The organism is Streptomyces sp. NPDC102490, assembly GCF_044765285.1.
In the GTDB taxonomy this organism is placed as follows: domain Bacteria; phylum Actinomycetota; class Actinomycetes; order Streptomycetales; family Streptomycetaceae; genus Streptomyces.
The window spans coordinates 190097-211473 of sequence record NZ_JBIWJU010000002.1 but is presented as its reverse complement, the minus strand read 5'-3'; the positions used below and the strand labels follow the sequence as shown (position 1 = coordinate 211473).

Here is a 21377-nt window from a genome sequence, read left to right as displayed (position 1 = left end):
CATCGCCCCTTCGCGGTGGGAGACCGGGCCTACTTGTCCTTCAGGCAGAGCAGGAAGTCGCTGCCGCTGCCACTCTCGGTGTACGAGTACTGGAAGTCTTTGGCCGCTTCCGAGCACTTGCTCTCAGCAGTGAGGGCGGAGAAGGATCCTTCAATCTTGGCCAGCACCACGTACTTGGCCTTCGCGTCCCCGCAGTCCACGACCTCAAGGTCCGGATCGGTGTCGCTGGTGCTGCCGCGCTGCATGCAATCGCCCACCGCGGCCGTGTCGGCGTCGTCCCGGCTGGCGATGTAACCGCCGACCGCGACACCCACGACGACCACCGCGATGACGATGTTCTTGATCATCTTGAAGCTCGGCTTGCGGCGGGCCGGCTGCGGCGGCACCGGGGCGTACGGCGCACCCTGCTGCGGGAATCCGGGCTGACCGGGCTGGCCGGCCTGCTGGGGGAAGCCCTGCTGCCCCTGGGCGTAGGGGTTCTGCCCCTGAGGCTGCTGCGGCGCCTGCGGCTGGTTCTGCGCGAACGGGTTGCCCTGAGGCGGCGGCTGGGTGGTCACTGGGGTCCCCCTGAAATAGGTACGTGTCGCGGACATGCCGCGAGATAAGACGCACGTAAGCTACCGGGTCCCCCTGACAACCCTGTAGTCCGGTGGGGCTCTGTGTCACTGATGTGACACTTGCCGGCTCTCAAACCGGGCCATAGCTGCCGCAACCACTCCGTAGATCGCGGAGACCGTCAAGACCAGCGGTACCGACCGGCCGTCAGGCGGCAGCATGAGGGCGGCCACCCCGGCCGCCCCGACGAAGGCCACGTTGAACAGCACGTCGTAGACGGAGAAGATCCGGCCCCGGAACGCGTCGTCGACCGAGGACTGCACGACCGTGTCGGTCGCGATCTTCGCCCCCTGTGTGGTCAGGCCCAGCACGAACGCGGCGGCGAGCAGGGGCGCCGTGGCGAACGGCAGGCCCAGCGCCGGCACCAGCACGGTGGCGACCGTCGCGCACACGGCCATCCAGCGACCGGGCCCCAGCCGTCCCGCCGCCCAGGGGGTGAGCACCGCCGCCGCGAAGAAGCCCGCTCCGGACACCCCCAGCGCCAGCCCCAGCAGGGCGAGCCCCTCCTCCGTGTCCGAGGTCAGGGAGTACCGGCACAGCATCAGCAGCATGACCAGCAGGGCGCCGTAGCAGAACCGCATCAGCGTCATGCCCGCGAGCGCCCAGGCCGCTTCCCGGCGGGCGGGTGCGGCGAGGTGACGTACGCCCGCCACCAGGTCACGGGCCGTGCCGGTGAGCGCCGAGGCCAGCCTGGGCGGTACACGTGCCGGGTCGGGGCCCAGCAGTTCCACGGCGATCCGCAGCGACGCCAGTGCCCCGCACAGGTAGAGGCCGGCGCCGAGCAGCACCACGGCGGCGTCGGAGTCCGACACCACGAGGCGCACGACGAAGGCGAGGCCGCCGCCCGCGGTGGCGGCCAGGGTGCCGGCCGTCGGGGAGAGCGAGTTGGCGATCACCAGGCGTTCGGCGTCGACCACCCGGGGCAGCGCGGCGGACAGGCCCGCGAGGACGAAGCGGTTGACGGCCGTGACGCACAGGGCCGAGACGTAGAAGAGCCAGTCGGGGACGGAAGCGATCATCAGCACCGCGGTCACCGAGGCCAGCAGGGCGCGCAGCAGGTTGCCGTAGAGGAAGACCTGGCGGCGGCGCCAGCGGTCGAGGAGGACACCGGCGAACGGGCCCACCAGGGAGTACGGAAGCAGCAGCACCGCCATCGCGGAGGCGATCGCGGCGGGCGAGGTCTGCTTCTCCGGGGAGAAGACGACGTACGTGGCGAGCGCGACCTGGTAGACACCGTCGGCCCCCTGGGAGAGCAGACGGACGGCGAGCAGGCGCCGGAACCCCTTCAGACGCAGCAGGACGCGCAGGTCACGGACGACGGCCATGGGGCACAGCCTCACATACGGGAAAGGCCCCCGGGTCATGCGACCCGGGGACCCTCGGCAGACCGGGGTCAGCGGCTGCTCAGCGCTCGACCTCGCCCGCGATGAACTTCTCGACGTTGGCGCGGGCCTCGTCGTCGAAGTACTGGACCGGCGGGGACTTCATGAAGTAGCTCGACGCCGACAGGATCGGGCCGCCGATGCCGCGGTCCTTGGCGATCTTCGCGGCGCGCAGGGCGTCGATGATGACACCGGCCGAGTTCGGGGAGTCCCAGACCTCGAGCTTGTACTCCAGGTTCAGCGGAACGTCACCGAAGGCGCGGCCCTCGAGGCGGACGTAGGCCCACTTGCGGTCGTCCAGCCAGGCGACGTAGTCGGACGGGCCGATGTGGACGTTGTCCGCACCCAGGTCGCGGTCGGGGATCTGGGAGGTGACGGCCTGCGTCTTGGAGATCTTCTTGGACTCCAGGCGCTCGCGCTCGAGCATGTTCTTGAAGTCCATGTTGCCGCCGACGTTCAGCTGCATCGTGCGGTCCAGGACGACGCCCCGGTCCTCGAACAGCTTCGCCATGACGCGGTGCGTGATGGTGGCGCCGACCTGCGACTTGATGTCGTCGCCGACGATCGGGACGCCCGCCTCGGTGAACTTGTCCGCCCACTCCTTGGTGCCGGCGATGAAGACCGGGAGGGCGTTGACGAAGGCGACCTTGGCGTCGATGGCGCACTGGGCGTAGAACTTCGCCGCGACCTCGGAACCGACGGGCAGGTAGCAGACGAGCACGTCGACCTGCTTGTCCTTGAGGACCTGCACGATGTCGACCGGCGCCTCGGCGGACTCCTCGATGGTCTCGCGGTAGTACTTGCCGAGACCGTCGTGCGTGTGGCCGCGCTGGACCTGGACGCCGGTGTTCGGCACGTCGCAGATCTTGATGGTGTTGTTCTCGGAGGCGCCGATGGCGTCCGCGAGGTCCAGGCCGACCTTCTTGGCGTCCACGTCGAAGGCGGCGACGAACTCGATGTCACTGACGTGGTAGTCGCCGAACTGGACGTGCATCAGTCCGGGGACCTTGGCCGCCGGGTCGGCGTCCTTGTAGTACTCGACGCCCTGCACCAGCGATGCGGCGCAGTTGCCCACACCGACGATGGCTACGCGAACCGAACCCATTCCGGTTGCTCCCTGTGTGTACGAGTGAGGCCCTGACTGGGCGCTCACGTGGCGGTGTCGCCGGGCGTATCCGGCCGGGGGTCGTCCCCCGGCCGGGGCAGGCCGCCCGTCGCTCCATATGTCGTGTCCTGTTGAGCGGTCCCCTCGGCGGCGGAACCCCTCAGGTCCCGCCCCGCCCGCTCGCTCTCGATGAGCTCGTTCAGCCAGCGCACTTCGCGCTCCACGGACTCCATTCCGTGGCGCTGAAGCTCAAGCGTGTAGTCGTCGAGTCGCTCCCGGGTGCGGGCCAGGGAGGCCCGCATCTTCTCCAGGCGCTCCTCCAGCCGACTGCGCCGGCCCTCGAGCACGCGCATGCGTACGTCTCGCGACGTCTGGCCGAAGAACGCGAAGCGAGCGGCGAAGGTCTCGTCCTCGTACGCGTCCGGGCCCGTCTGGGAGAGGAGCTCCTCGAAATGTTCCTTGCCGTCGGCCGTCAACCGGTAGACGATCTTGGCGCGGCGTCCCGTGAGGGAAGCGGCGGCCTCGCCGACGTTCCCCGGTTCCTCGATCAACCAGCCGTTGGCGACCAGCGTCTTGAGGCAGGGGTAGAGCGTCCCGTAGCTGAACGCCCGGAACACACCCAGTGACGTGTTGAGCCGTTTACGCAGCTCGTAGCCGTGCATCGGGGACTCGCGGAGCAGGCCGAGTACGGCGAACTCGAGGATGCCGGATCTCCGGCTCATCGTCGCCTCCTCTCGCCCTTATGCCGCGCTGATGTATCGAGTCGATACATCAGCACGATAGAACGTGCTGATGCGTGCGACAAGAGGGGAACTGGTGAACGGGATCACATCAGGGTTTCATCGCGAGCAAGTTGCCTGATTTGAGGTGAACTTCGGGCCGCGGGGGTTTTGACGGTGCGTAGTGTGTGCGCCATGCAAACCACCGGGAACCGAGTGGCGTCTGGGGGCGTCCCTGTCCCCGGTGCAGTACGGGTGAATGCGGAAGGGGCCGCATCCGTACTTCGGGGGGACCGGAAACCAGCCGCCTTTACCAGGCGCGCAAAGGTGCGCCTGCCCGAGGAGTAGTCGTTCGATGAGCGAGCACCGTCGCAAACCGCCGCAGCCGCAGGGAGGCGGACGTGCCGCGGCCCGACGCGGTCAGTCCGGCTCGTCCTCCGGCCGCCGTGCGGCACCGCGAGGCGCCACAGGGTCTCCGTCCGGCTCGTACGGTCCGGAGAACGAGGAGCGTGCGTACGGGAGCCGCGCCGAGGCCCGGCGCGCGGCACAGCGGAGCGGGGGTGGCCGTCGCAGAGCGGCCGATCCGGGCCGCGGTGGCCGGCGAGGGGCACCCGGCGGCTCGGCAGGGCCCGGGCGGGGCCGCGCCGCGGCGCCCGGCAAGAAGCGGATGATCGACTACCCGCGCCGCGACAAGGACGGGTGGCACCGCTGGGTGCCGTCCTGGAGGCTCGTCTCCGGGCTGTGCATCGCGTTCATCGGCTGCCTGGTCGGTGCCGCCGGCCTCGCGTACGCCATGGTGAGCGTTCCGGTCGTCGACGATTCCGCCACGGCGCAGAACAACGTCTACTACTGGGCCGACAACACCCAGATGGTGGCCACGGGCGGTGACCGCAACCGCCAGAGCGTCAATCTCTCGCAGATCCCCAAGGCGATGCGCAACGCCGTCATCTCGCAGGAGAACAAGACGTTCTACTCCGACAGCGGCATCGACCCCAAGGGCATCGCCCGGGCCGTGTTCAACATGGCCAAGGGCGGTGAGACGCAGGGTGGCTCCACCATCACCCAGCAGTACGTGAAGAACGCGATGCTCAACGACCAGTCGCAGACGATCTCCCGCAAGGTGAAGGAGATCTTCGTCTCGATCAAGGTCGGTGCCGAGGAGCCGAAGGACAAGATCCTCGAGGGCTACCTGAACTCCGCCTACTACGGCCGCGGCGCCTACGGCATCCAGGCCGCCGCACGGGCGTACTTCAACGTCGACGCCGTCGACCTCAACCCGGGGCAGTGCGCCTTCCTGTCGTCGGTGCTCAAGGGCGCCACCTACTACGACCCGGCGGGCTCGATCGGTATCGACGCGGCGGCCACGCCCGAGGCCAACAAGAAGCGGGCCCTCTCCCAGATGCAGGACACCCTCGACAAGATGGTGGAGTACGGGCATCTGAGCCAGGCGGAACGGGCCAAGTACACCGAGCTCCCCACCACGCAGAACCCGCAGTCGAACGCGAAGCTGGGCGGCCAGATCGGCTACCTCGTCAGGCTCGCCCAGGCCTCCGTGGTCAAGAGCGGCGCGGTGTCGGAGCAGCAGCTGGAGAAGGGCGGCTACTCGATCTACACGACCTTCGAGAAGAAGAAGGTCGACGAGCTCGAGAAGGCGGTCCAGAAGGTCTACAAGGAGAAGATCGACCCCAAGAAGCGCCCCAAGACGGACACCGACGTCCAGTTCGGCGGCGCCTCGATCGACACCCAGACCGGGGCGATCAAGGCCATCTACGGCGGTGAGGACGCCACCAAGCACTTCACCAACAACGCCGACGTGACCGGTGCCCAGGTCGGTTCGACGTTCAAGCCGTTCGTGCTCGCGGCCGCGATGAAGTGGGGTGTGCGCGACCCGGACCTCGGGCCGGTCCAGGCCCAGGACGAGCGCACTGTCGTCTCCCCGAAGAGCCTCTACAGCGGCAAGAACGACCTCAAGATCAACAACTATGACGGGTCGATCTGGGAGAACGAGAAGGGCGAGCAGTGGCGTCAGGAGAACGACGGCCAGGACGACGTCGGTAGCCCGCCGGACTACAAGATCGACCTCCGTGAGGCGATGCGGGAGTCGGTGAACTCCGCCTTCGTGCAGCTCGGCATGGACGTCGGCCTGGACAAGGTGAAGGAGTCCGCCGTGGACGCGGGGCTCCTGGAGAGCAGCCTGGCCGGCTCCGGCTACCCGTCCTTCTCCATCGGTGTCTCGGACCCGAGCGCCATCCGCATGGCGGGCGCGTACGCCACCTTCGCGGACAGCGGCAAGCAGCGCGAGCCGTACTCCGTCACGAAGGTGACGAGCAAGGACGGCACGCTCTACACGCACAAGGTCGAGGAGAAGCAGGCGTTCACGGCGAAGGTCGCGGACAACGTGACGGACGTCCTGAAGACCGTCGTCGAAAAGGGAACGGGCTCCAACGCCCAGCTGCCCGGTCGTGAGGTGGCCGGCAAGACCGGTACCACCGACGGCAACAAGTCCGCCTGGTTCGTCGGCTACACCCCGCAGCTGTCGACCGCGATCAGCATGTACCGCTACCCGGACGACGAGACCATCAAGGACCGCACGTTCCTGGAGATGTTCGGCACCGGTGGCGAGAAGAAGATCCACGGTGCTTCCTTCCCGTCCACGATCTGGCAGGACTACATGTCCGACGCGGTCAAGGGCATGAAGGTGGAGAAGTTCCCGAAGCCGGAGCCCATCGGCGAGGTCATCAACGACACCCCGCCGCCGACCCCCACGCCCTCCCCCTCGCCCTCTGCTTCCGAGACCGAGGAGACCAGCCCCTCGCCGTCGCCGTCGCCCAGTGACACAGGGCCCAGCCCGTCACCGTCCGCGAGCGAGACCTGCGGTGTCTGGGACTGGAACTGCGACGACGGGAACAACGCCGGCAACGGCAACGGGGGCGCCGGCCCAGGCGGCTCGGAGGGAAGCCTGTCGCCCTCACCCTCGGCCAGCGAGACGGAGGGAGACGGCGACAGCAGCGGAAACCCCCGGGGCAACACCATCTTGGGCCCGAACGGCTAGCCGGTTCCGCAGTCGCCGAGAAGGGGCGTTTCACGTGAAACGCCCGCACGTTTCACGTGAAACAGGGGCCGCCGCATCCACGAGGGTGCGGCGGCCCCGGCGTGTTCCCAGGCGCGTACGGCAGGATGTGCCCCATGCCCAGTGCAGAATCGACGCCAGCGAGCGCGCACGAGCCGGACCCGGTGCGGCCGACCAGGGAGGACACGGTCGCCGCAGCCGGCAGCGAGCTGATCGGCGGTCCCCTGGGCCGACGCGCCCTGCTCGGCACATCCTGGTGGACCCCCGTGCGGGTGATCGCGCTCGTGACGATCGGCATGTTCGCCCTAGGACTGGTCCAGAAAGCGCCCTGCTACAACGGTGCCTGGTTCTTCGGAGCCAGCTCCCAGTACACGCATGCGTGCTACTCGGACATCCCGCACCTCTACCAGGGCCGCGGATTCGTCGACGGGCTCGTGCCGTACTTCGACAAGCTCCCCGGTGACATGGAGTACCTGGAGTACCCCGTGCTGACCGGCCTGTTCATGGAGGTCGCGTCCTGGCTCACGCCGGGCAGCGGCACCATCCAGGACCAGGAGCAGTGGTACTGGATGGTCAACGCCGGGATGCTCATGGTCTGTGCGGTCGTGATCGCGATCTGTGTGACCCGCACCCACACCCGGCGCCCCTGGGACGGCCTGCTGATCGCCCTGGCCCCCGCCTTCGCACTGACCGCCACCGTCAACTGGGACCTGCTGGCGGTCGCCCTGACGGCCGCCGCCGTCCTCATGTGGTCCCGGGAGCGTCCGCTGGCCTTCGGTGTGCTGCTGGGACTGGCCACGGCCGCCAAGCTCTATCCCTTCCTGATCCTCGGCCCCCTGCTCGTCCTGTGCTGGCGCGCGGGCCAATGGCGGGCGTTCGGAACAGCGCTGGCAGGCGCGGCCGGTGCCTGGCTCGTGGTGAACCTGCCGGTGATGCTCTACGCCTTCGACGGCTGGTCGAAGTTCTACACGTTCAGTCAGGAACGCGGCGTGGACTTCGGGTCCTTCTGGCTGATCCTGGGGCAGAACTCCGACCACCCGCTCAGCACCGAGACCGTCAACACCCTCGCCACGCTTCTCATGCTGCTGTGCTGCGGCGCCGTCGCGGCCCTCACACTGACCGCACCCCGGCGGCCGCGGTTCGCGCAGCTCGCCTTCCTGATCGTCGCGGCGTTCATCCTGACCAACAAGGTCTACTCACCGCAGTACGTGCTCTGGCTGGTGCCGCTGGCCGCGCTGGCCCGGCCGAAGTGGCGGGACTTCCTGATCTGGCAGGCGTGCGAGGTGGCCTACTTCCTCGGCATCTGGATGTACCTCGCGTACACGACCAGCGGCGACGCCCACAAGGGTCTGCCCACGGACGGCTACCACTGGGCCATCGGCCTGCACCTGCTGGGAACGCTGTTCCTCTGCGCCATGGTGGTGCGCGACATCCTGATGCCGGACAGGGACCCGGTCCGGCGGACGGGCGACGACGACCCCTCGGGCGGTGTGCTGGACGGCGCGGAGGACGTCTTCGTCCTGGGCCCCGCGGCCCGGACCGAGCAGCCCGTGGCCCACGTCGAAGGGCCTCAGGTGCACTGGGGCAAGGGACGGCAGCCGAACGGTTCGCTCTGAGTGAACGCGGGAAAGGCCGCACACGAGGATCACGAAGACGTCGTGTACGGCCTTCTCGCGGGTACGGCTCCGCTCGCTAGCGGTCGAGGATGCGGTCGAACTGCGTGGTGGTGTGCCGCAGATGGGCCACCAGCTCGTCACCCACCTTGGGTTCCGACGCGTCCGAGGGCACGAACAGGATCGACACCTGCATGTGCGGCGGCTCCGCGAACCAGCGCTGCTTGCCGCTCCAGACGAACGGCGAGAGATTCCGGTTGACCGTGGCCAGGCCGGCCCGGGCGACCCCCTTGGCGCGCGGCATGACGCCGTGCAGCGCCTTCGGAGCCTCCAGCCCCACCCCGTGCGACGTACCGCCCGCCACGACCACCAGGAAGCCGTCCGAGGCGGCCTTCTGCTGCCGGTAACCGAAACGCTCGCCCTTCACCACACGCGTGACGTCCAGGACCGCACCGCGGTACTCGGTGGCCTCGTGGTCCCCCAGCCACAGCCGGGTCCCGATCCGGGCGCGGAAGCGGGTCTGCGGGAACTGCTGCTGGAGCCGGGCCAGTTCGTCGGCCTTGAGATGGCTGACGAACATGGTGTGCAGCGGCAGCCGGGCCGCGCGCAGCCGGTCCATCCAGCCGATGACCTCCTCGACGGCGTCCGAGCCGTCGGTACGGTCCAGCGGCAGGTGGATGGCGAAGCCCTCCAGCCGGACGTTCTCTATGGCGGCGTGCAGCTGCGGCAGGTCCTGCTCGCTGATGCCGTGCCGCTTCATCGAGGACATCACCTCGATGACCACGCGCGCGCCCACCAGGCCGTACACGCCGTCGATGGAGGACACCGAGCGCACGACCCGGTCGGGCAGCGGTACGGGTTCCTCACCGCGCCGGTACGGCGTCAGAACCAGCAGGTCGCCGCCGAAGAAGTCCTTGATGCGGGCGGCCTCGTAGGTGGTGCCGACGGCCAGCACGTCCGAGCCCAGCCGCGTGGCCTCCTCCGCCAGCCGCTCGTGGCCGAATCCGTAGCCGTTGCCCTTGCAGACCGGGACCAGCCCGGGGAACTGCTCCTGCACGTGCTTGTGGTGCGCCCGCCAGCGCGCGGTGTCGACGTAGAGCGTGAGCGCCATGGCCGGACCTGGAACCTTTCTGGTGGCTGTCAGAGGTGCGGATCGGGGACGGTCGGTGCGGTCAGCGGCGCGACATGTAGATGTCGAGCGCCTTGTGGAGCAGCTTGTTCAGCGGGAAGTCCCACTCGCCGAGGTACTCGGCAGCCTGGCCGCCCGTACCCACCTTGAACTGGATCAGGCCGAAGAGGTGGTCGCTCTCGTCCAGCGAGTCGGAGATGCCGCGCAGGTCGTAGACGGTGGCACCCAGCGCGTAGGAGTCGCGGAGCATGGCCCACTGCATGGCGTTCGACGGCCGGACCTCGCGGCCGATGTTGTCGGAGGCGCCGTAGGAGTACCAGACGTGCCCGCCGACGACCAGCATGGTCGCCGCCGACAGGTTCACCCCGTTGTGCCGGGCGAAGTACAGCCGCATGCGGTTGGGGTCCTCGCTGTTGAGGGCCGACCACATGCGCTGGAAGTACGACAGCGGACGCGGCCGGAAGTGGTCGCGCACGGCCGTGATCTCGTACAGGCGCTGCCACTCCTCGAGGTCGTGGTAGCCGCCCTGGACGACCTCGACGCCGGCCTTCTCGGCCTTCTTGATGTTGCGGCGCCACAGCTGGTTGAAGTTCTTGTGGACCTCTTCCAGGGAGCGGTTGGCCAGCGGTACCTGGAAGACGTAGCGGGGCTGTACGTCACCGAAGCCGGCGCCGCCGTCCTCGCCCTGCTGCCAGCCCATGCGGCGCAGCTTGTCGGCCACCTCGAAGGCGCGCGGCTCGATGTGGTCCGCCTCTATGTCCCGCAGGCGCTTGACGTCGGGGTCCTGGATGCCCTTCTTGATGGACGTCGCGTCCCAGCGCCGGATGATCACCGGCGGGCCCATCTTCACGGAGAAGGCGCCCTGCTGCTTGAGGTGCGCCAGCATCGGCTCCATCCAGTCCTGGAGGTTCGGCGCGAACCAGTTGATGACCGGGCCCTCGGGGAGGTAGGCGAGGTAGCGCTTGATCTTGGGCAGCTGCCGGTAGAGGACGAGACCCACGCCGACCAGCTCACCGGTCCGGTCGTCGAACCAGCCGAGGTTCTCCGAGCGCCATTCCGCCTTGACGTCCGCCCATGCCGGGACCTGCATGTGACTCGCCGCCGGCAGGCTCTGGATGTACGCCAGATGCTGCTCGCGACTGATGGTCCTCAGGGTCAGGCTCATTCGGGGCGCTCCTCGGGCTGGTGTGTCCCCATGGGTACAGGGGCTCCGGCTCTCGCGCGAAGCCTACTGCGCCCTGTGAGCGCCCCGTCCGGCGTACGGCCGGAAGGGCTCGTCCGGCGGGCGGCCGGCGGCGTGGATCAGCCGACGAGCCCGCCGTGGTAGATGCCGAAGAACAGACCGAGTGCGCAGGCGCCGAGTCCCAGTACCAGGCCGAAGCGCTCCCGTGTCGTCTCGGACACGTACTGACCGTATCCACCGGTCAGTACCCCGAGCAGCCCCGCCCAGGAGGTCAGGACGTGCAGCCCGCGGAAGCTCGCGGTGGCCAGGGCGAGCACTCCCAGCACCACGGTCACCGCGAGGAGCGCGTCCTGGAGGGGGTGTCGTTTGCCGTCGGTGGCTAGCAGGCCGGTCCGGGGCTTGGCGGGTCGCATGATCTGTGCCATGGAGAACCTCCTGCCGAAGGCAGTGTGTGTGCGCCCTCACATCCCTGAGTACCGATTGTGTCCCCTCGGGGCCGGATTTCAACCGCAGGGCGACAGCCGGGTACGCTGTACCTTCCGCACCGGTGTCTGTAGCCGCCCACGCCCGGGCCGCCTCCTCGCAGGAGGCCCGATTGTCAGTGGGTCCTGGTTTACTCGTTGATGCCGGTGCGAACGCATCGCAACCCTCCTGCCACGGAACGACCGTGGCCGTTGAGTCCAAAGGAGGTGGGTTCCACATGCGTCACTACGAGGTGATGGTCATCCTCGACCCCGATCTCGAGGAGCGCTCTGTCTCCCCGCTGATCGAGAATTTCCTCTCTGTCGTCCGTGACGGCGGCGGAAAGGTCGAGAAGGTCGACACCTGGGGCCGTCGTCGTCTCTCGTACGAGATCAAGAAGAAGCCCGAGGGCATCTACTCGGTCATCGACCTGCAGGCCGAGCCTGCGGTCGTCAAGGAGCTCGACCGCCAGATGAACCTGAACGAGTCGGTCCTCCGGACCAAGGTCCTCCGTCCCGAGATGCACTGAGCCTTCCCGCTCAGCTGATCCCGGGATTCGAGTAGCAGCAACCAAGCAGCCAGAGCAGCAAACCCGCCGAGAGGTTCCCCATGGCAGGCGAGACCGTCATCACGGTCGTCGGCAATCTTGTCGACGACCCCGAGCTGCGCTTCACCCCGTCCGGTGCGGCCGTCGCGAAGTTCCGCGTCGCGTCGACTCCCCGCACCTTCGACCGCCAGACGAACGAGTGGAAGGACGGCGAAAGCCTCTTCCTCACCTGCTCGGTCTGGCGCCAGGCGGCGGAGAACGTCGCCGAGTCGCTCCAGCGAGGCATGCGCGTCATCGTGCAGGGCCGGCTGAAGCAGCGGTCCTACGAGGACCGTGAGGGCGTCAAGCGCACGGTCTACGAGCTGGACGTCGACGAGGTCGGCGCCAGCCTGCGCAACGCCACGGCCAAGGTCACCAAGACCTCGGGCCAGGGTCGCGGAGGCCAGGGCGGTTACGGCGGCGGTGGCGGCCAGGGTGGCGGCGGCTGGGGCGGCGGCCCCGGTGGCGGCCAGCAGGGCGGCGGCGCTCCGGCCGACGACCCCTGGGCGACCGGTGGTGCTCCCGCCGGTGGCCAGCAGGGCGGTGGCGGCCAGGGTGGCGGCGGCTGGGGCGGTGGCTCCGGCGGCGGTGGCGGCTACTCGGACGAGCCCCCCTTCTAAGGGAACGGGCTCTACCCACACTTCTTGATCACACAGGAGAAACATCATGGCTAAGCCGCCTGTGCGCAAGCCGAAGAAGAAGGTCTGCGCATTCTGCAAGGACAAGGTCACGTACGTGGACTACAAGGACACGAACATGCTGCGGAAGTTCATTTCCGACCGCGGCAAGATCCGTGCCCGCCGCGTGACCGGCAACTGCACCCAGCACCAGCGTGACGTCGCCACGGCCGTGAAGAACAGCCGTGAGATGGCGCTGCTGCCCTACACCTCCACCGCGCGATAAGGGAAGGGTGACCGAAACATGAAGATCATCCTCACCCACGAGGTCTCCGGCCTCGGTGCCGCGGGCGACGTCGTCGACGTCAAGGACGGTTACGCTCGCAACTACCTGATCCCGCGGAAGTTCGCGATCCGCTGGACCAAGGGTGGCGAGAAGGACGTCGAGCAGATCCGTCGCGCTCGCAAGATCCACGAGATCCAGACCATCGAGCAGGCCAACCAGGTGAAGGCCCAGCTCGAGGGTGTGAAGGTCCGTCTGGCCGTCCGCTCCGGCGACGCCGGTCGTCTCTTCGGCTCCGTCACCCCGGCCGACGTCGCTTCGGCGATCAAGGCCGCCGGTGGTCCCGAGGTCGACAAGCGCCGCATCGAGCTGGGCTCGCCGATCAAGACCCTGGGCGCCCACGAGACGTCCGTGCGTCTGCACCCCGAGGTTGACGCCAAGGTCAGCATCGAGGTCGTCGCTGCCTGAGCACTGCTCTCGCTGAAGCGATGAGAGGGGCCGCATCTCCCGTCGGAGATGCGGCCCCTCTTCGTGTCCGTGCTCGTGGCCGTGCTGGTTCGCGGCCGTGTTTCACGTGGAACGTCGCCTCTCTCGTTTCACGTGAAACGGTCAGCGCGTCGCGCCCGTGACGATCCAGCGACCCGACCGGGTACGCAGCCACAGCGTCACCAGACGCATCGCCATCATCAGCGTCATGGCCGCCCACAGGGCGGTGAGCCCACCGCCGAGCGTCGGGACGAGAAGCGCCGCGGGAGTGAAGACCACCAGGGTCAGCAGCATGGCCCAGGCAAGGTAGGGACCGTCGCCCGCGCCCATGAGGACACCGTCCAGGACGTAGACCACGCCGCAGATCGGCTGGGCGACGGCCACGATCACCAGCGCGGGCAGCGCGGCGTCCTTGACCATGGAATCGCCGGTGAACAGGGGCAGGAACACCGGACGGGACAGCACCACGAGCAGACCCAGTACGACCCCGACGGCGACGCCCCACTCCACCATCCTGCGGCACGCCTCTCGTGCGCCCTGGGCGTCGTCCGCGCCCAGATATCGCCCGATGATGGCCTGCCCGGCGATGGCGATGGCGTCGAGAGCGAAGGCGAGCAGGCTCCACAGGGACAGGACGATCTGATGCGCGGCGATGTCGGCGTCGCCGAGCCGGGCCGCCACGGCCGTCGCGATCATGAGAATGGCCCGCAACGAGAGGGTGCGCACGAGCAGCGGCATCCCGGCCTGGGCGGAAGCCCTGATGCCAGCCACGTCCGGGCGCAGGGAGGCGCCGTGCCGTCGGGCTCCGCGGACGACCACCCACAGGTAGACGGCGGCCATGCCGCACTGAGCGATGACGGTGCCCCAGGCGGAACCCGCGATGCCGAGTCCGGCGCCGTAGACGAGCACGACATTGAGGACGGCGTTGGCGACGAAGCCGGCCACGGCCACGTAGAGAGGGGTCCGGGTGTTCTGCAACCCCCTCAGTACACCGGTCGAGGCGAGCACGACGAGCATGGCGGGGATGCCGAGGGCGGAGATCCGCAGATAGGTGATGGCATAGGGGGCCGCGGTCTCGGAGGCGCCGAAGAGCTCCACGAGGGAGGGGGCCGTGGGCAGAACGACTGCTATGACGGCGGCGCCGAGCAGCAGGGCGAGCCAGATGCCGTCCATCCCCTGGCGGATCGCTGCTTGCAGGTCCCCCGCGCCGACGCGCCGGGAGACGGCCGCGGTGGTGGCGTAGGCGAGGAAGACGAAAACGCTGACGGCTGTGGTGAGCAGGGCCGAGGCGATGCCGAGCCCGGCGAGCTGAGCGGTCCCGAGATGGCCGACGATGGCACTGTCGGCCATGACGAAAAGGGGCTCGGCGACGAGCGCGCCGAAGGCCGGGACTGCCAGCGCGACGATCTCTCGGTCGTGTCGGCGCCGGACGGTCCGGGTGCGCGCGGGGGCCTGTGTCATGAGCACCAATCTAATCGTCCACAGGTAAGAGATGCAAAGCTTCGGCAACCCTTACGTTTGCTCTCACGCTGTGCACTTCTGGGTACGGCCCGAAGTGATCTTGGTCCGACCGGGGAAGTTTTTCTTCTGCACAGGCGGTGGACGGTAAAGGCGCAGTTCAGAAGGGTTCTCTGGGCTGAGGTGCGGGCTTGTTCACAGGGCTGTCCACCGAGTCGTGCACAGGTTTGGCGGAGTTCTCCACAGCATCTGGCCAGTCGTCCACATGGCCTGTGGATAACCAGATTGGCTGACGGTGCCCGCGGGCCTACGGTTAACCGGCACCCGCTCCGTCCGTCGGCTGGTGAACCGTCATAAAACCGACGCGCCAGAACCGGAGTTGGGCGTCTTATTTGTCAGTGCCGTGCCGTAGAAATGAGGGGCACGGCGAGGTCCGCTCGGCGGACGGGAGGAGGTGGCTCGGTGAGCATTTCCGAGCCCTTGGACGACCCGTGGGCCGACAGCGGCCCCAGTGATCGTCTGCCTGCTTCCCGCCGCCGCGGTGAGGGCGGCCGCAGCCGCGACGACCAGCACGAGCGCGGCCCGGACAACGGGTGGGACGGCGGGGGCGCCGCGTTCGAGCGGGTGCCGCCGCAGGACCTGGACGCCGAGCAGTCCGTCCTCGGTGGGATGCTCCTGTCCAAGGACGCCATCGCCGACGTGGTCGAGATCCTCAAGGGGCACGACTTCTACAAGCCGGCCCACGAGACGGTCTACCAGGCCATCCTCGACGTCTACGCCAAGGGCGAGCCGGCCGACCCCATCACGATCGCCGCCGAACTCACCAAGCGCGGGGAGATCAACAAGGTCGGCGGCGCCTCGTATCTGCACACCCTCGTCCAGACCGTGCCGACGGCCGCGAACGCCGCGTACTACGCGGAGATCGTGCACGAGCGGGCGGTCCTGCGCCGCCTGGTGGAGGCCGGCACCCGGATCACGCAGATGGGATACGCGGCCGACGACGACGTCGACGAGATCGTCAACCGCGCCCAGGCCGAGATCTACGCCGTCACCGAGCAGCGCACCAGTGAGGACTACCTGCCGCTCGGCGACATCATGGAGGGCGCGCTCGACGAGATCGAGGCGATCGGGTCGCGCAGCGGCGAGATGACCGGTGTGCCGACAGGCTTCACGGACTTCGATTCGCTGACCAACGGCCTGCACCCCGGGCAGATGATCGTCATCGCCGCACGTCCCGCGATGGGTAAGTCGACCCTCGCGCTGGACTTCGCGCGGGCCGCCTCGATCAAGAACAATCTGCCGAGCGTCATCTTCTCGCTCGAAATGGGACGCAACGAGATCGCGATGCGACTGCTGTCCGCCGAGGCCCGCGTCGCGCTGCACCACATGCGGTCGGGCACGATGACGGACGACGACTGGACCCGGCTGGCGCGCCGGATGCCCGACGTGTCGGCCGCGCCGCTCTACATCGACGACTCCCCGAACCTGTCGATGATGGAGATCCGCGCCAAGTGCCGTCGTCTCAAACAGCGCAACGACCTCAAGCTGGTGGTCATCGACTACCTCCAGCTGATGCAGTCCGGCGGTTCGAAGCGGGCCGAGAGCCGTCAGCAGGAGGTCTCCGACATGTCCCGCAACCTCAAGCTCCTGGCGAAGGAGCTGGAGATCCCGGTCATCGCGCTCTCCCAGCTGAACCGTGGTCCGGAGCAGCGCACCGACAAGAAGCCCATGGTGTCCGACCTGCGTGAGTCCGGCTCGATCGAGCAGGACGCGGACATGGTCATCCTGCTGCACCGCGAGGACGCCTACGAGAAGGAGTCGCCGCGCGCGGGCGAGGCGGACCTGATCGTGGCCAAGCACCGTAACGGCCCGACGGCGACCATCACGGTCGCCTTCCAGGGCCACTACTCGCGCTTCGTGGACATGGCCCAGACCTGACCCGAGGGACGGCGTGGTGAGGTCACGTCAGGTGGTCCCGGGTGCCCGCAGTGTGTGGCGAACAGCGTTGCGGAGCCAGTGGTGGGCTCCGTCGGCTGTGTGGCGGGGGTGCCAGGCCATGCCGATGGCCAGGGGCGGCAGCGGCAGGGGTACGTCGAGGAGGCGCAGGCCCAGGGCGGTGGCGGTGTGGGTGAGGGGTGATTCGGGGTTGCCGGGGAGTGCGGCGGGGACGAGGCATACGACGTCGCTGCGGGCCGCGAGGGCCATCGCCGCCAGGTGACTGGGAAGGACGGCGGTGACGCGCCGCTGGAGGTTCCGTTCGGCCAGGGCGCTGTCGAGAGGGCCGGTGAACCGGCCTCGTCGGCTGACGACGACATGTTCGGCGGCAGCGAGCCGTGCCGGGTCCAGGGCTTCTTCGGCGAGGGGGTGCCCCGGGCGGACGGCCGCCACCATCCGCAGCGTGACCAGTTCTTCGACCTGGGTCTCCGGGTCCACGTGGTCGATGGATCCGATCTCCAGATCGATCCGGCCGTCGCGGAGGGCCGGACCGGCCTCCCACTCCTCGGCTCGGAGCCGGAACGAGACGCCCGGTGCCTGGTCTGGGAGGCGGACGACCACCACGCCTACCAGCTCCTCATCGACGCCTGCGCGAAACCCCGTTCTGGGACCGTTACTTCGAGGTTGTCGACATCCTCGTCGGTACCGAGAACGGCTATGCCCGCAACTATCACGTCGACCCCGTTGCCACCATCAGCACCTGACCGCCGGCGGCACATGAGGATCTGCCCGGGTGTGCGTTCTTCTCCCCGAACGGAGACGGTGCCACGGGAAATCGGCTCGACGTGTGGGGTGCCGGCCGGTGGACTGGGCACATGACGACACCTCAGGAAGAGCTGCTCCCCGCCACCCGCCGGGCGCTGACGCACCGTATCGCCGTGGCGCAGGCCGAAGGGCGTACGCCGTCCCTCGCGGCGGCGGTGGTCCGGGGCGGGCGGACCGTGTGGCACGGTGCGCGGACCTCGGTCGACGGGCACGGTCCGGACGAGAACGTGCAGTACCGGATCGGCTCGATCACCAAGACGTTCACCGCGGTCCTGGTCCTTCGGCTGCGCGACGAGGGCCTGCTCGATCTCGGGGACCCGCTGGAGAAGCATCTTCCGGGCACCGGCGTGGGGGAGGCCACGATCGCCGAGCTGCTCGCGCACTCGGGCGGGCTGGCCGCCGAGTCACCGGCGCCCTGGTGGGAGCGGACGCCGGGCTCGCTGCGCCCCGAGCTGGCCGACGTGCTGGGCGAACGGCCGCTGCTGCACCCGGTGGGCCGCCGCCACCACTACTCCAACCCCGGCTACACCCTGCTCGGCGCGCTGGTCGAGAAGCTGCGGGGCGCTCCGTGGGAAGAGGTGCTGCGGCGGGAGGTGCTGGACCCGCTGGGGCTGGAGCGTACGGCCACCCGGCCCAGTGCCCCGCATGCCGGTGGCTGGGCGGTGCATCCCTGGGCCGATGTGATGCTGGCGGAGCCCGCCGAGGACCTCGGACGGATGGCCCCGGCCGGCCAGCTCTGGTCCACCACGGGGGACCTGGCGCGGTTCGCCGTCTTTCTGACGCAGGGGGACGACACGGTGCTCGGGGCGCAGACCGTGCGGGAGATGCGGGAGCCCGCCGCACCGGTCGAGGCCGCGGACGTCGTGGACGGTGCGGCGTACGGACTGGGCCTGCAGATCCAGAGCCGCGGCGGGCGGCTGCTCGTGGGGCACTCCGGCTCCCTGCCGGGCTTCCTGGCCAACCTCACCATCGGGGTGGAGGACGACGTGGCCGCGGTCGTCCTGACCAACTGCACCTCCGGGCCACGGCTCGCCGGGGTCGGGGCCGACCTCGTGCGCATCGTCGCCGAGGCGGAGCCCCGCATCCCCGAACCGTGGCGGCCACTGCGAGAGGTCGACTCCTCCGTACTGGAGTTGGCGGGGCAGTGGTACTGGGGGACGCACGCCTTCGCCCTGCGGTTGACGTCCGACGGAGGGGTCTCCCTGGGGCCGCTGTCGGGCCAGGGACGCCGCTCGCGTTTCCGGCCGAACGGTGACGGCAGCTGGACGGGACTGGAGGGGTACTACGCGGGTGAGTCGCTGCGTGCGGTGAGGCGTCCGGACGGCACCGTGAGCCACCTGGACCTCGGGTCGTTCGTCTTCACGCGTCAGCCGTACGAGGAGGGCGCCGCTGTGCCCGGCGGAGTGGACCCGGAGGGATGGCGGGGGATCGGCTAGCAGCCGTCCCTGTGAGGCGGCCCTGTTTCACGTGAAACAGGGCCGCGCGTCGTGAGGGCGGGTAGCGGGAGCCCTGCCCTCAGAGCTGGAGCTTGAAGCCCGTGTGCGAGGCCGTGAAGCCGAGACGCTCGTAGAAGCGGTGAGCGTCGGTACGGGTCTTGTCGGAGGTGAGCTGCACCAGGTGACATCCCTGCCGCCGGGACTCGTCGATCGCCCATTCGATGAGCTGTGTGCCCAGTCCGCTGCCGCGTTCGTCGCCATGGATGCGTACCCCTTCGACGATCGAACGGAGGGCGCCGCGTCGGGACAGTCCCGGGACGATCGTCAGCTGGAGCGTGCCGACGACACGGTCGTCGCGGACGGCCACCACCAGGTGCTGGTTCGGGTCGGCCCCGAGTCGTTCGAACGCGGCCAGATACGGTGCCAGATCGTCCGGTGATTCGCGCTGTGCGCCCAGCGGGTCGTCGGCGAGCATCGCGACGACCGCCGGGATGTCCTCGGCGGTGGTGGGGCGTATTTCGAGATCTGCCATGACCGCACTCTAGAACCCGCTCTAGGCGGGCACCGGTGCCTTCAGGGTCTCCACCGCCCGCACCAGCGGGGCCAGGTCGGGGTTGGCGGCCGCCTCGTCGAGGGCCTCGCGCAGGGCGGCGTCGTTGGTCGGACGCGCCTCCTCCAGCAGCCGCAGGCCCGTCGCGGTGACGTTGGTGTAGATGCCGCGACGGTCGGTGGGGCACAGGTAGCGCTCCAGCAAACCCCGGTCCTCGAGCCGGGTGACCAGCCGGGTGGTCGCGCTCTGGCTGAGGACGACGGCGTCGGCGACCTGCTTCATCTGGAGATGCCCTCCGTCGCCGTCGTGCTGCCGGCTGAGGACGTCGAGCAGGGAGTACTCGCGCACGCTCAGGTCGTGCCCGGTCTGCAGAGCGCGCTCGATGTGTGCCTCGATCCTCCCGTGCAGCAGGGAGAGGGCGCACCAGCCCTGGGAGAGGGCGGTGAGCGCGGGGTCCGTCGCTGTCATGTGGTTCCTCCGTCCAGGAGCGGCTGAGACCAGGGTAGACCAGCTCCGCAATAGTCGTCGCTTGCATATAGCCCGCGTCTGCAATTATTGTGGGCGAACCCAAAGCGCTCCTGCAATCACTTGGGAAGGTGTACCCCTCCATGCCTCTCGCGCTTCTGGCCCTCGCGATCGGGGCCTTCGGGATCGGAACGACCGAGTTCGTGATCATGGGCTTGCTGCCCGAGGTCGCGAGCGACTACGGGGTCTCCATCCCCACCGCCGGCTACCTGGTGACCGGCTACGCGCTCGGCGTGATGTTCGGCGCCCCGTTGATGACCGTGCTCGGCACCAAGGTTCCGCGCAAGCGGATGCTGATGCTGCTGATGGGCCTGTTCATCGTCGGCAACCTGCTCTCCGCCCTCGCCCCCGCCTTCTCCGTCATGCTGATCGGCCGCGTGGTCGCCTCGCTCGCCCACGGCGCCTTCTTCGGCATCGGATCGGTCGTCGCGGCCGGTCTGGTCGCCCCGGACAAGAAGGCCGGCGCCATCGCGATGATGTTCACCGGCCTGACCGTCGCCAATGTCGTCGGCGTACCGCTGGGCACGCTGATCGGGCAGTCCGCCGGCTGGCGCGTCACCTTCGCCGTCGTCGCCGCGCTCGGGGTCGTCGGCCTGGCCGGAGTCGCCAAGCTGGTCCCCGACGTGCCCAGGGCCGAAGGCGTGCGGCTGCGCCACGAAATGGCCGCGTTCAAGAACGTGCAGGTCCTGCTCGCGATGGCCATGACCGTCCTCGGCTTCGGCGGGGTCTTCGCGGCCATCACCTACATCGCGCCGATGATGACCCGTGTCGCGGGGTTCGCCGACGGCTCGGTCACCTGGCTGCTGGTCCTCTTCGGCCTCGGCATGGTCGGCGGCAACCTCGTCGGCGGCCGGTTCGCCGACCGGGCCCTGATGCCCATGCTGTACGTCTCCCTGGGCGCCCTCTCCGTCGTACTGGCCCTCTTCACCGTCACCGCACACAACAAGATCGCGTCCGCCGTGACCGTCGTCCTGATCGGGGCCCTGGGCTTCGCCACCGTCCCCCCGCTGCAAAAGCGCGTCCTGGACCACGCCCACGGCGCCCCGACGCTGGCCTCCGCGGTGAACATCGGCGCCTTCAACCTCGGCAACGCGCTCTCCGCCTGGCTCGGCGGTGTCGTCATCGCCGCGGGCTTCGGATACACCGCCCCCAACTGGGTCGGTGCCGTGCTCGCCGCTGCCGCGTTGGTCCTCGCCGTTCTCTCGGCCGCCCTGGAACGGCGCGGGAGTGCTCCCGGCACGGTCGTCACGGGTTCCGTGCCGGCCGAGCAGCGAGCCACCGCCGTCCACCACTGAACGACCCACCCCCGCCCCGGGGACACGGAGCCAGGGCCGTCCCCGTGTCCCACGGCCCCGCACCGCCTCGACGACCACCGAGGCACCGCACCACTCGGCACAA

19 protein-coding genes and 2 pseudogenes are annotated in these 21377 nt (G+C 68.9%); 10 read left to right on the top strand and 11 right to left on the bottom strand.

Features of this window, described 5'->3' with window-relative positions; translation table 11 throughout:
• Positions 1–29 precede the first annotated feature (29 nt).
• The 4 genes from ACIRGB_RS04445 to ACIRGB_RS04430 all read right to left on the bottom strand — a co-directional run bounded on the left by ACIRGB_RS04445 (position 30) and on the right by ACIRGB_RS04430 (position 3824).
• Positions 30–557, bottom strand: a complete 528-nt coding sequence (locus ACIRGB_RS04445; RefSeq protein ID WP_403858521.1) for a hypothetical protein — start codon at positions 555–557, stop codon at positions 30–32.
• A 105-nt stretch (positions 558–662) separates the two neighbouring features.
• Positions 663–1940, bottom strand: coding sequence for an MFS transporter (locus tag ACIRGB_RS04440; RefSeq protein WP_403858519.1), 1278 nt, complete (start codon positions 1938–1940; stop codon positions 663–665).
• Positions 1941–2019: 79 nt separating this feature from the next.
• Positions 2020–3102 carry an inositol-3-phosphate synthase gene (locus tag ACIRGB_RS04435; protein WP_403858517.1) on the bottom strand — a complete coding sequence of 361 codons (1083 nt, stop codon included), beginning with the start codon at positions 3100–3102 and terminating at the stop codon, positions 2020–2022.
• A gap of 44 nt (positions 3103–3146) precedes the next feature.
• A complete protein-coding gene (locus ACIRGB_RS04430; protein ID WP_403858515.1) occupies positions 3147–3824 on the bottom strand; it encodes a PadR family transcriptional regulator in 678 nt (225 codons plus the stop codon).
• A 664-nt stretch (positions 3825–4488) separates the two neighbouring features.
• Here ACIRGB_RS04430 and ACIRGB_RS04425 point away from each other — a divergent pair.
• Together ACIRGB_RS04425 and ACIRGB_RS04420 are read left to right on the top strand one after the other, a co-directional pair.
• Positions 4489–6873 (top strand): transglycosylase domain-containing protein, encoded by a 2385-nt coding sequence (locus ACIRGB_RS04425; RefSeq protein WP_403858513.1) that lies wholly within the window; start codon positions 4489–4491, stop codon positions 6871–6873.
• A gap of 125 nt (positions 6874–6998) precedes the next feature.
• Positions 6999–8507, top strand: a complete 1509-nt coding sequence (locus ACIRGB_RS04420) for a glycosyltransferase family 87 protein (protein ID WP_403859296.1) — start codon at positions 6999–7001, stop codon at positions 8505–8507.
• A gap of 76 nt (positions 8508–8583) precedes the next feature.
• Here ACIRGB_RS04420 and ACIRGB_RS04415 read toward each other — a convergent pair whose 3' ends face one another.
• The 3 genes from ACIRGB_RS04415 to ACIRGB_RS04405 form a co-directional block, all read right to left on the bottom strand.
• Complete coding sequence (locus ACIRGB_RS04415; protein ID WP_352148889.1) at positions 8584–9615, bottom strand: alanine racemase; 1032 nt, start codon at positions 9613–9615, stop codon at positions 8584–8586.
• Positions 9616–9676: 61 nt separating this feature from the next.
• Entirely contained in the window at positions 9677–10798 is a 1122-nt protein-coding gene (femX, locus tag ACIRGB_RS04410) for a peptidoglycan bridge formation glycyltransferase FemX (RefSeq protein WP_403858511.1), read from the bottom strand.
• Between the two features lie 137 nt (positions 10799–10935).
• Positions 10936–11241, bottom strand: a complete 306-nt coding sequence (locus ACIRGB_RS04405) for a hypothetical protein (protein ID WP_403858509.1) — start codon at positions 11239–11241, stop codon at positions 10936–10938.
• 275 nt (positions 11242–11516) lie between these two features.
• Between ACIRGB_RS04405 and rpsF the strand changes: the two genes are divergently transcribed.
• From rpsF to rplI, 4 genes are all read left to right on the top strand, one after another.
• Positions 11517–11807, top strand: a complete 291-nt coding sequence (rpsF, locus tag ACIRGB_RS04400) for a 30S ribosomal protein S6 (protein WP_003975025.1) — start codon at positions 11517–11519, stop codon at positions 11805–11807.
• An 80-nt stretch (positions 11808–11887) separates the two neighbouring features.
• Positions 11888–12484, top strand: a complete 597-nt coding sequence (locus ACIRGB_RS04395) for a single-stranded DNA-binding protein (protein WP_052836804.1) — start codon at positions 11888–11890, stop codon at positions 12482–12484.
• Between the two features lie 46 nt (positions 12485–12530).
• The gene (gene rpsR, locus ACIRGB_RS04390) at positions 12531–12767 is read left to right on the top strand and encodes a 30S ribosomal protein S18 (protein ID WP_003949403.1); all 237 of its coding nucleotides are present in this window, start codon (positions 12531–12533) and stop codon (positions 12765–12767) included.
• Between the two features lie 18 nt (positions 12768–12785).
• On the top strand, positions 12786–13232 hold the full coding sequence (gene rplI, locus ACIRGB_RS04385) for a 50S ribosomal protein L9 (protein ID WP_003975023.1): 447 nt from the start codon (positions 12786–12788) through the stop codon (positions 13230–13232).
• Positions 13233–13373: 141 nt separating this feature from the next.
• Here rplI and ACIRGB_RS04380 read toward each other — a convergent pair whose 3' ends face one another.
• Positions 13374–14711, bottom strand: coding sequence for an MATE family efflux transporter (locus ACIRGB_RS04380; protein ID WP_403858506.1), 1338 nt, complete (start codon positions 14709–14711; stop codon positions 13374–13376).
• 459 nt (positions 14712–15170) lie between these two features.
• Between ACIRGB_RS04380 and dnaB the strand changes: the two genes are divergently transcribed.
• The gene (dnaB, locus tag ACIRGB_RS04375; RefSeq protein WP_403858504.1) at positions 15171–16646 is read left to right on the top strand and encodes a replicative DNA helicase; all 1476 of its coding nucleotides are present in this window, start codon (positions 15171–15173) and stop codon (positions 16644–16646) included.
• Between the two features lie 27 nt (positions 16647–16673).
• Here dnaB and ACIRGB_RS04370 read toward each other — a convergent pair.
• Positions 16674–17243: pseudogene (locus tag ACIRGB_RS04370) on the bottom strand (LysR substrate-binding domain-containing protein); the annotation flags it as partial.
• On the opposite strand from ACIRGB_RS04370, the pseudogene ACIRGB_RS04365 reads away from it, so the two are divergent.
• Positions 17244–17407, top strand: a pseudogene (locus ACIRGB_RS04365) (darcynin family protein); the annotation flags it as partial. It abuts the pseudogene before it with no gap.
• 111 nt (positions 17408–17518) lie between these two features.
• Complete coding sequence (locus tag ACIRGB_RS04360; RefSeq protein ID WP_403858502.1) at positions 17519–18904, top strand: serine hydrolase domain-containing protein; 1386 nt, start codon at positions 17519–17521, stop codon at positions 18902–18904.
• 79 nt (positions 18905–18983) lie between these two features.
• Here the strand turns inward: ACIRGB_RS04360 and ACIRGB_RS04355 are convergent, their stop codons facing one another.
• Together ACIRGB_RS04355 and ACIRGB_RS04350 are read right to left on the bottom strand one after the other, a co-directional pair.
• Entirely contained in the window at positions 18984–19436 is a 453-nt protein-coding gene (locus ACIRGB_RS04355; protein WP_403858500.1) for a GNAT family N-acetyltransferase, read from the bottom strand.
• Positions 19437–19457: 21 nt separating this feature from the next.
• Positions 19458–19922 (bottom strand): MarR family winged helix-turn-helix transcriptional regulator, encoded by a 465-nt coding sequence (locus ACIRGB_RS04350; protein WP_403858498.1) that lies wholly within the window; start codon positions 19920–19922, stop codon positions 19458–19460.
• Positions 19923–20062: 140 nt separating this feature from the next.
• On the opposite strand from ACIRGB_RS04350, the gene ACIRGB_RS04345 reads away from it, so the two are divergent.
• Positions 20063–21274 carry an MFS transporter gene (locus ACIRGB_RS04345; RefSeq protein WP_403858496.1) on the top strand — a complete coding sequence of 404 codons (1212 nt, stop codon included), beginning with the start codon at positions 20063–20065 and terminating at the stop codon, positions 21272–21274.
• Positions 21275–21377: the final 103 nt, after the last annotated feature.

Coding starts and splice junctions, on each gene's coding strand:
- ACIRGB_RS04440 (WP_403858519.1), bottom strand. CDS start 1,940: ATGGCCGTCGTCCGTGACCTGCGCGTCCTGCTGCGTCTGAAGGGGTTC.
- ACIRGB_RS04435 (WP_403858517.1), bottom strand. CDS start 3,102: ATGGGTTCGGTTCGCGTAGCCATCGTCGGTGTGGGCAACTGCGCCGCA.
- ACIRGB_RS04430 (WP_403858515.1), bottom strand. CDS start 3,824: ATGAGCCGGAGATCCGGCATCCTCGAGTTCGCCGTACTCGGCCTGCTC.
- ACIRGB_RS04425 (WP_403858513.1), top strand. CDS start 4,489: ATGATCGACTACCCGCGCCGCGACAAGGACGGGTGGCACCGCTGGGTG.
- ACIRGB_RS04420 (WP_403859296.1), top strand. CDS start 6,999: ATGTGCCCCATGCCCAGTGCAGAATCGACGCCAGCGAGCGCGCACGAG.
- ACIRGB_RS04415 (WP_352148889.1), bottom strand. CDS start 9,615: ATGGCGCTCACGCTCTACGTCGACACCGCGCGCTGGCGGGCGCACCAC.
- femX (WP_403858511.1), bottom strand. CDS start 10,798: ATGAGCCTGACCCTGAGGACCATCAGTCGCGAGCAGCATCTGGCGTAC.
- ACIRGB_RS04405 (WP_403858509.1), bottom strand. CDS start 11,241: ATGGCACAGATCATGCGACCCGCCAAGCCCCGGACCGGCCTGCTAGCC.
- rpsF (WP_003975025.1), top strand. CDS start 11,517: ATGCGTCACTACGAGGTGATGGTCATCCTCGACCCCGATCTCGAGGAG.
- ACIRGB_RS04395 (WP_052836804.1), top strand. CDS start 11,888: ATGGCAGGCGAGACCGTCATCACGGTCGTCGGCAATCTTGTCGACGAC.
- rpsR (WP_003949403.1), top strand. CDS start 12,531: ATGGCTAAGCCGCCTGTGCGCAAGCCGAAGAAGAAGGTCTGCGCATTC.
- rplI (WP_003975023.1), top strand. CDS start 12,786: ATGAAGATCATCCTCACCCACGAGGTCTCCGGCCTCGGTGCCGCGGGC.
- ACIRGB_RS04380 (WP_403858506.1), bottom strand. CDS start 14,711: ATGACACAGGCCCCCGCGCGCACCCGGACCGTCCGGCGCCGACACGAC.
- ACIRGB_RS04360 (WP_403858502.1), top strand. CDS start 17,519: ATGACGACACCTCAGGAAGAGCTGCTCCCCGCCACCCGCCGGGCGCTG.
- ACIRGB_RS04355 (WP_403858500.1), bottom strand. CDS start 19,436: ATGGCAGATCTCGAAATACGCCCCACCACCGCCGAGGACATCCCGGCG.
- ACIRGB_RS04350 (WP_403858498.1), bottom strand. CDS start 19,922: ATGACAGCGACGGACCCCGCGCTCACCGCCCTCTCCCAGGGCTGGTGC.
- ACIRGB_RS04345 (WP_403858496.1), top strand. CDS start 20,063: ATGCCTCTCGCGCTTCTGGCCCTCGCGATCGGGGCCTTCGGGATCGGA.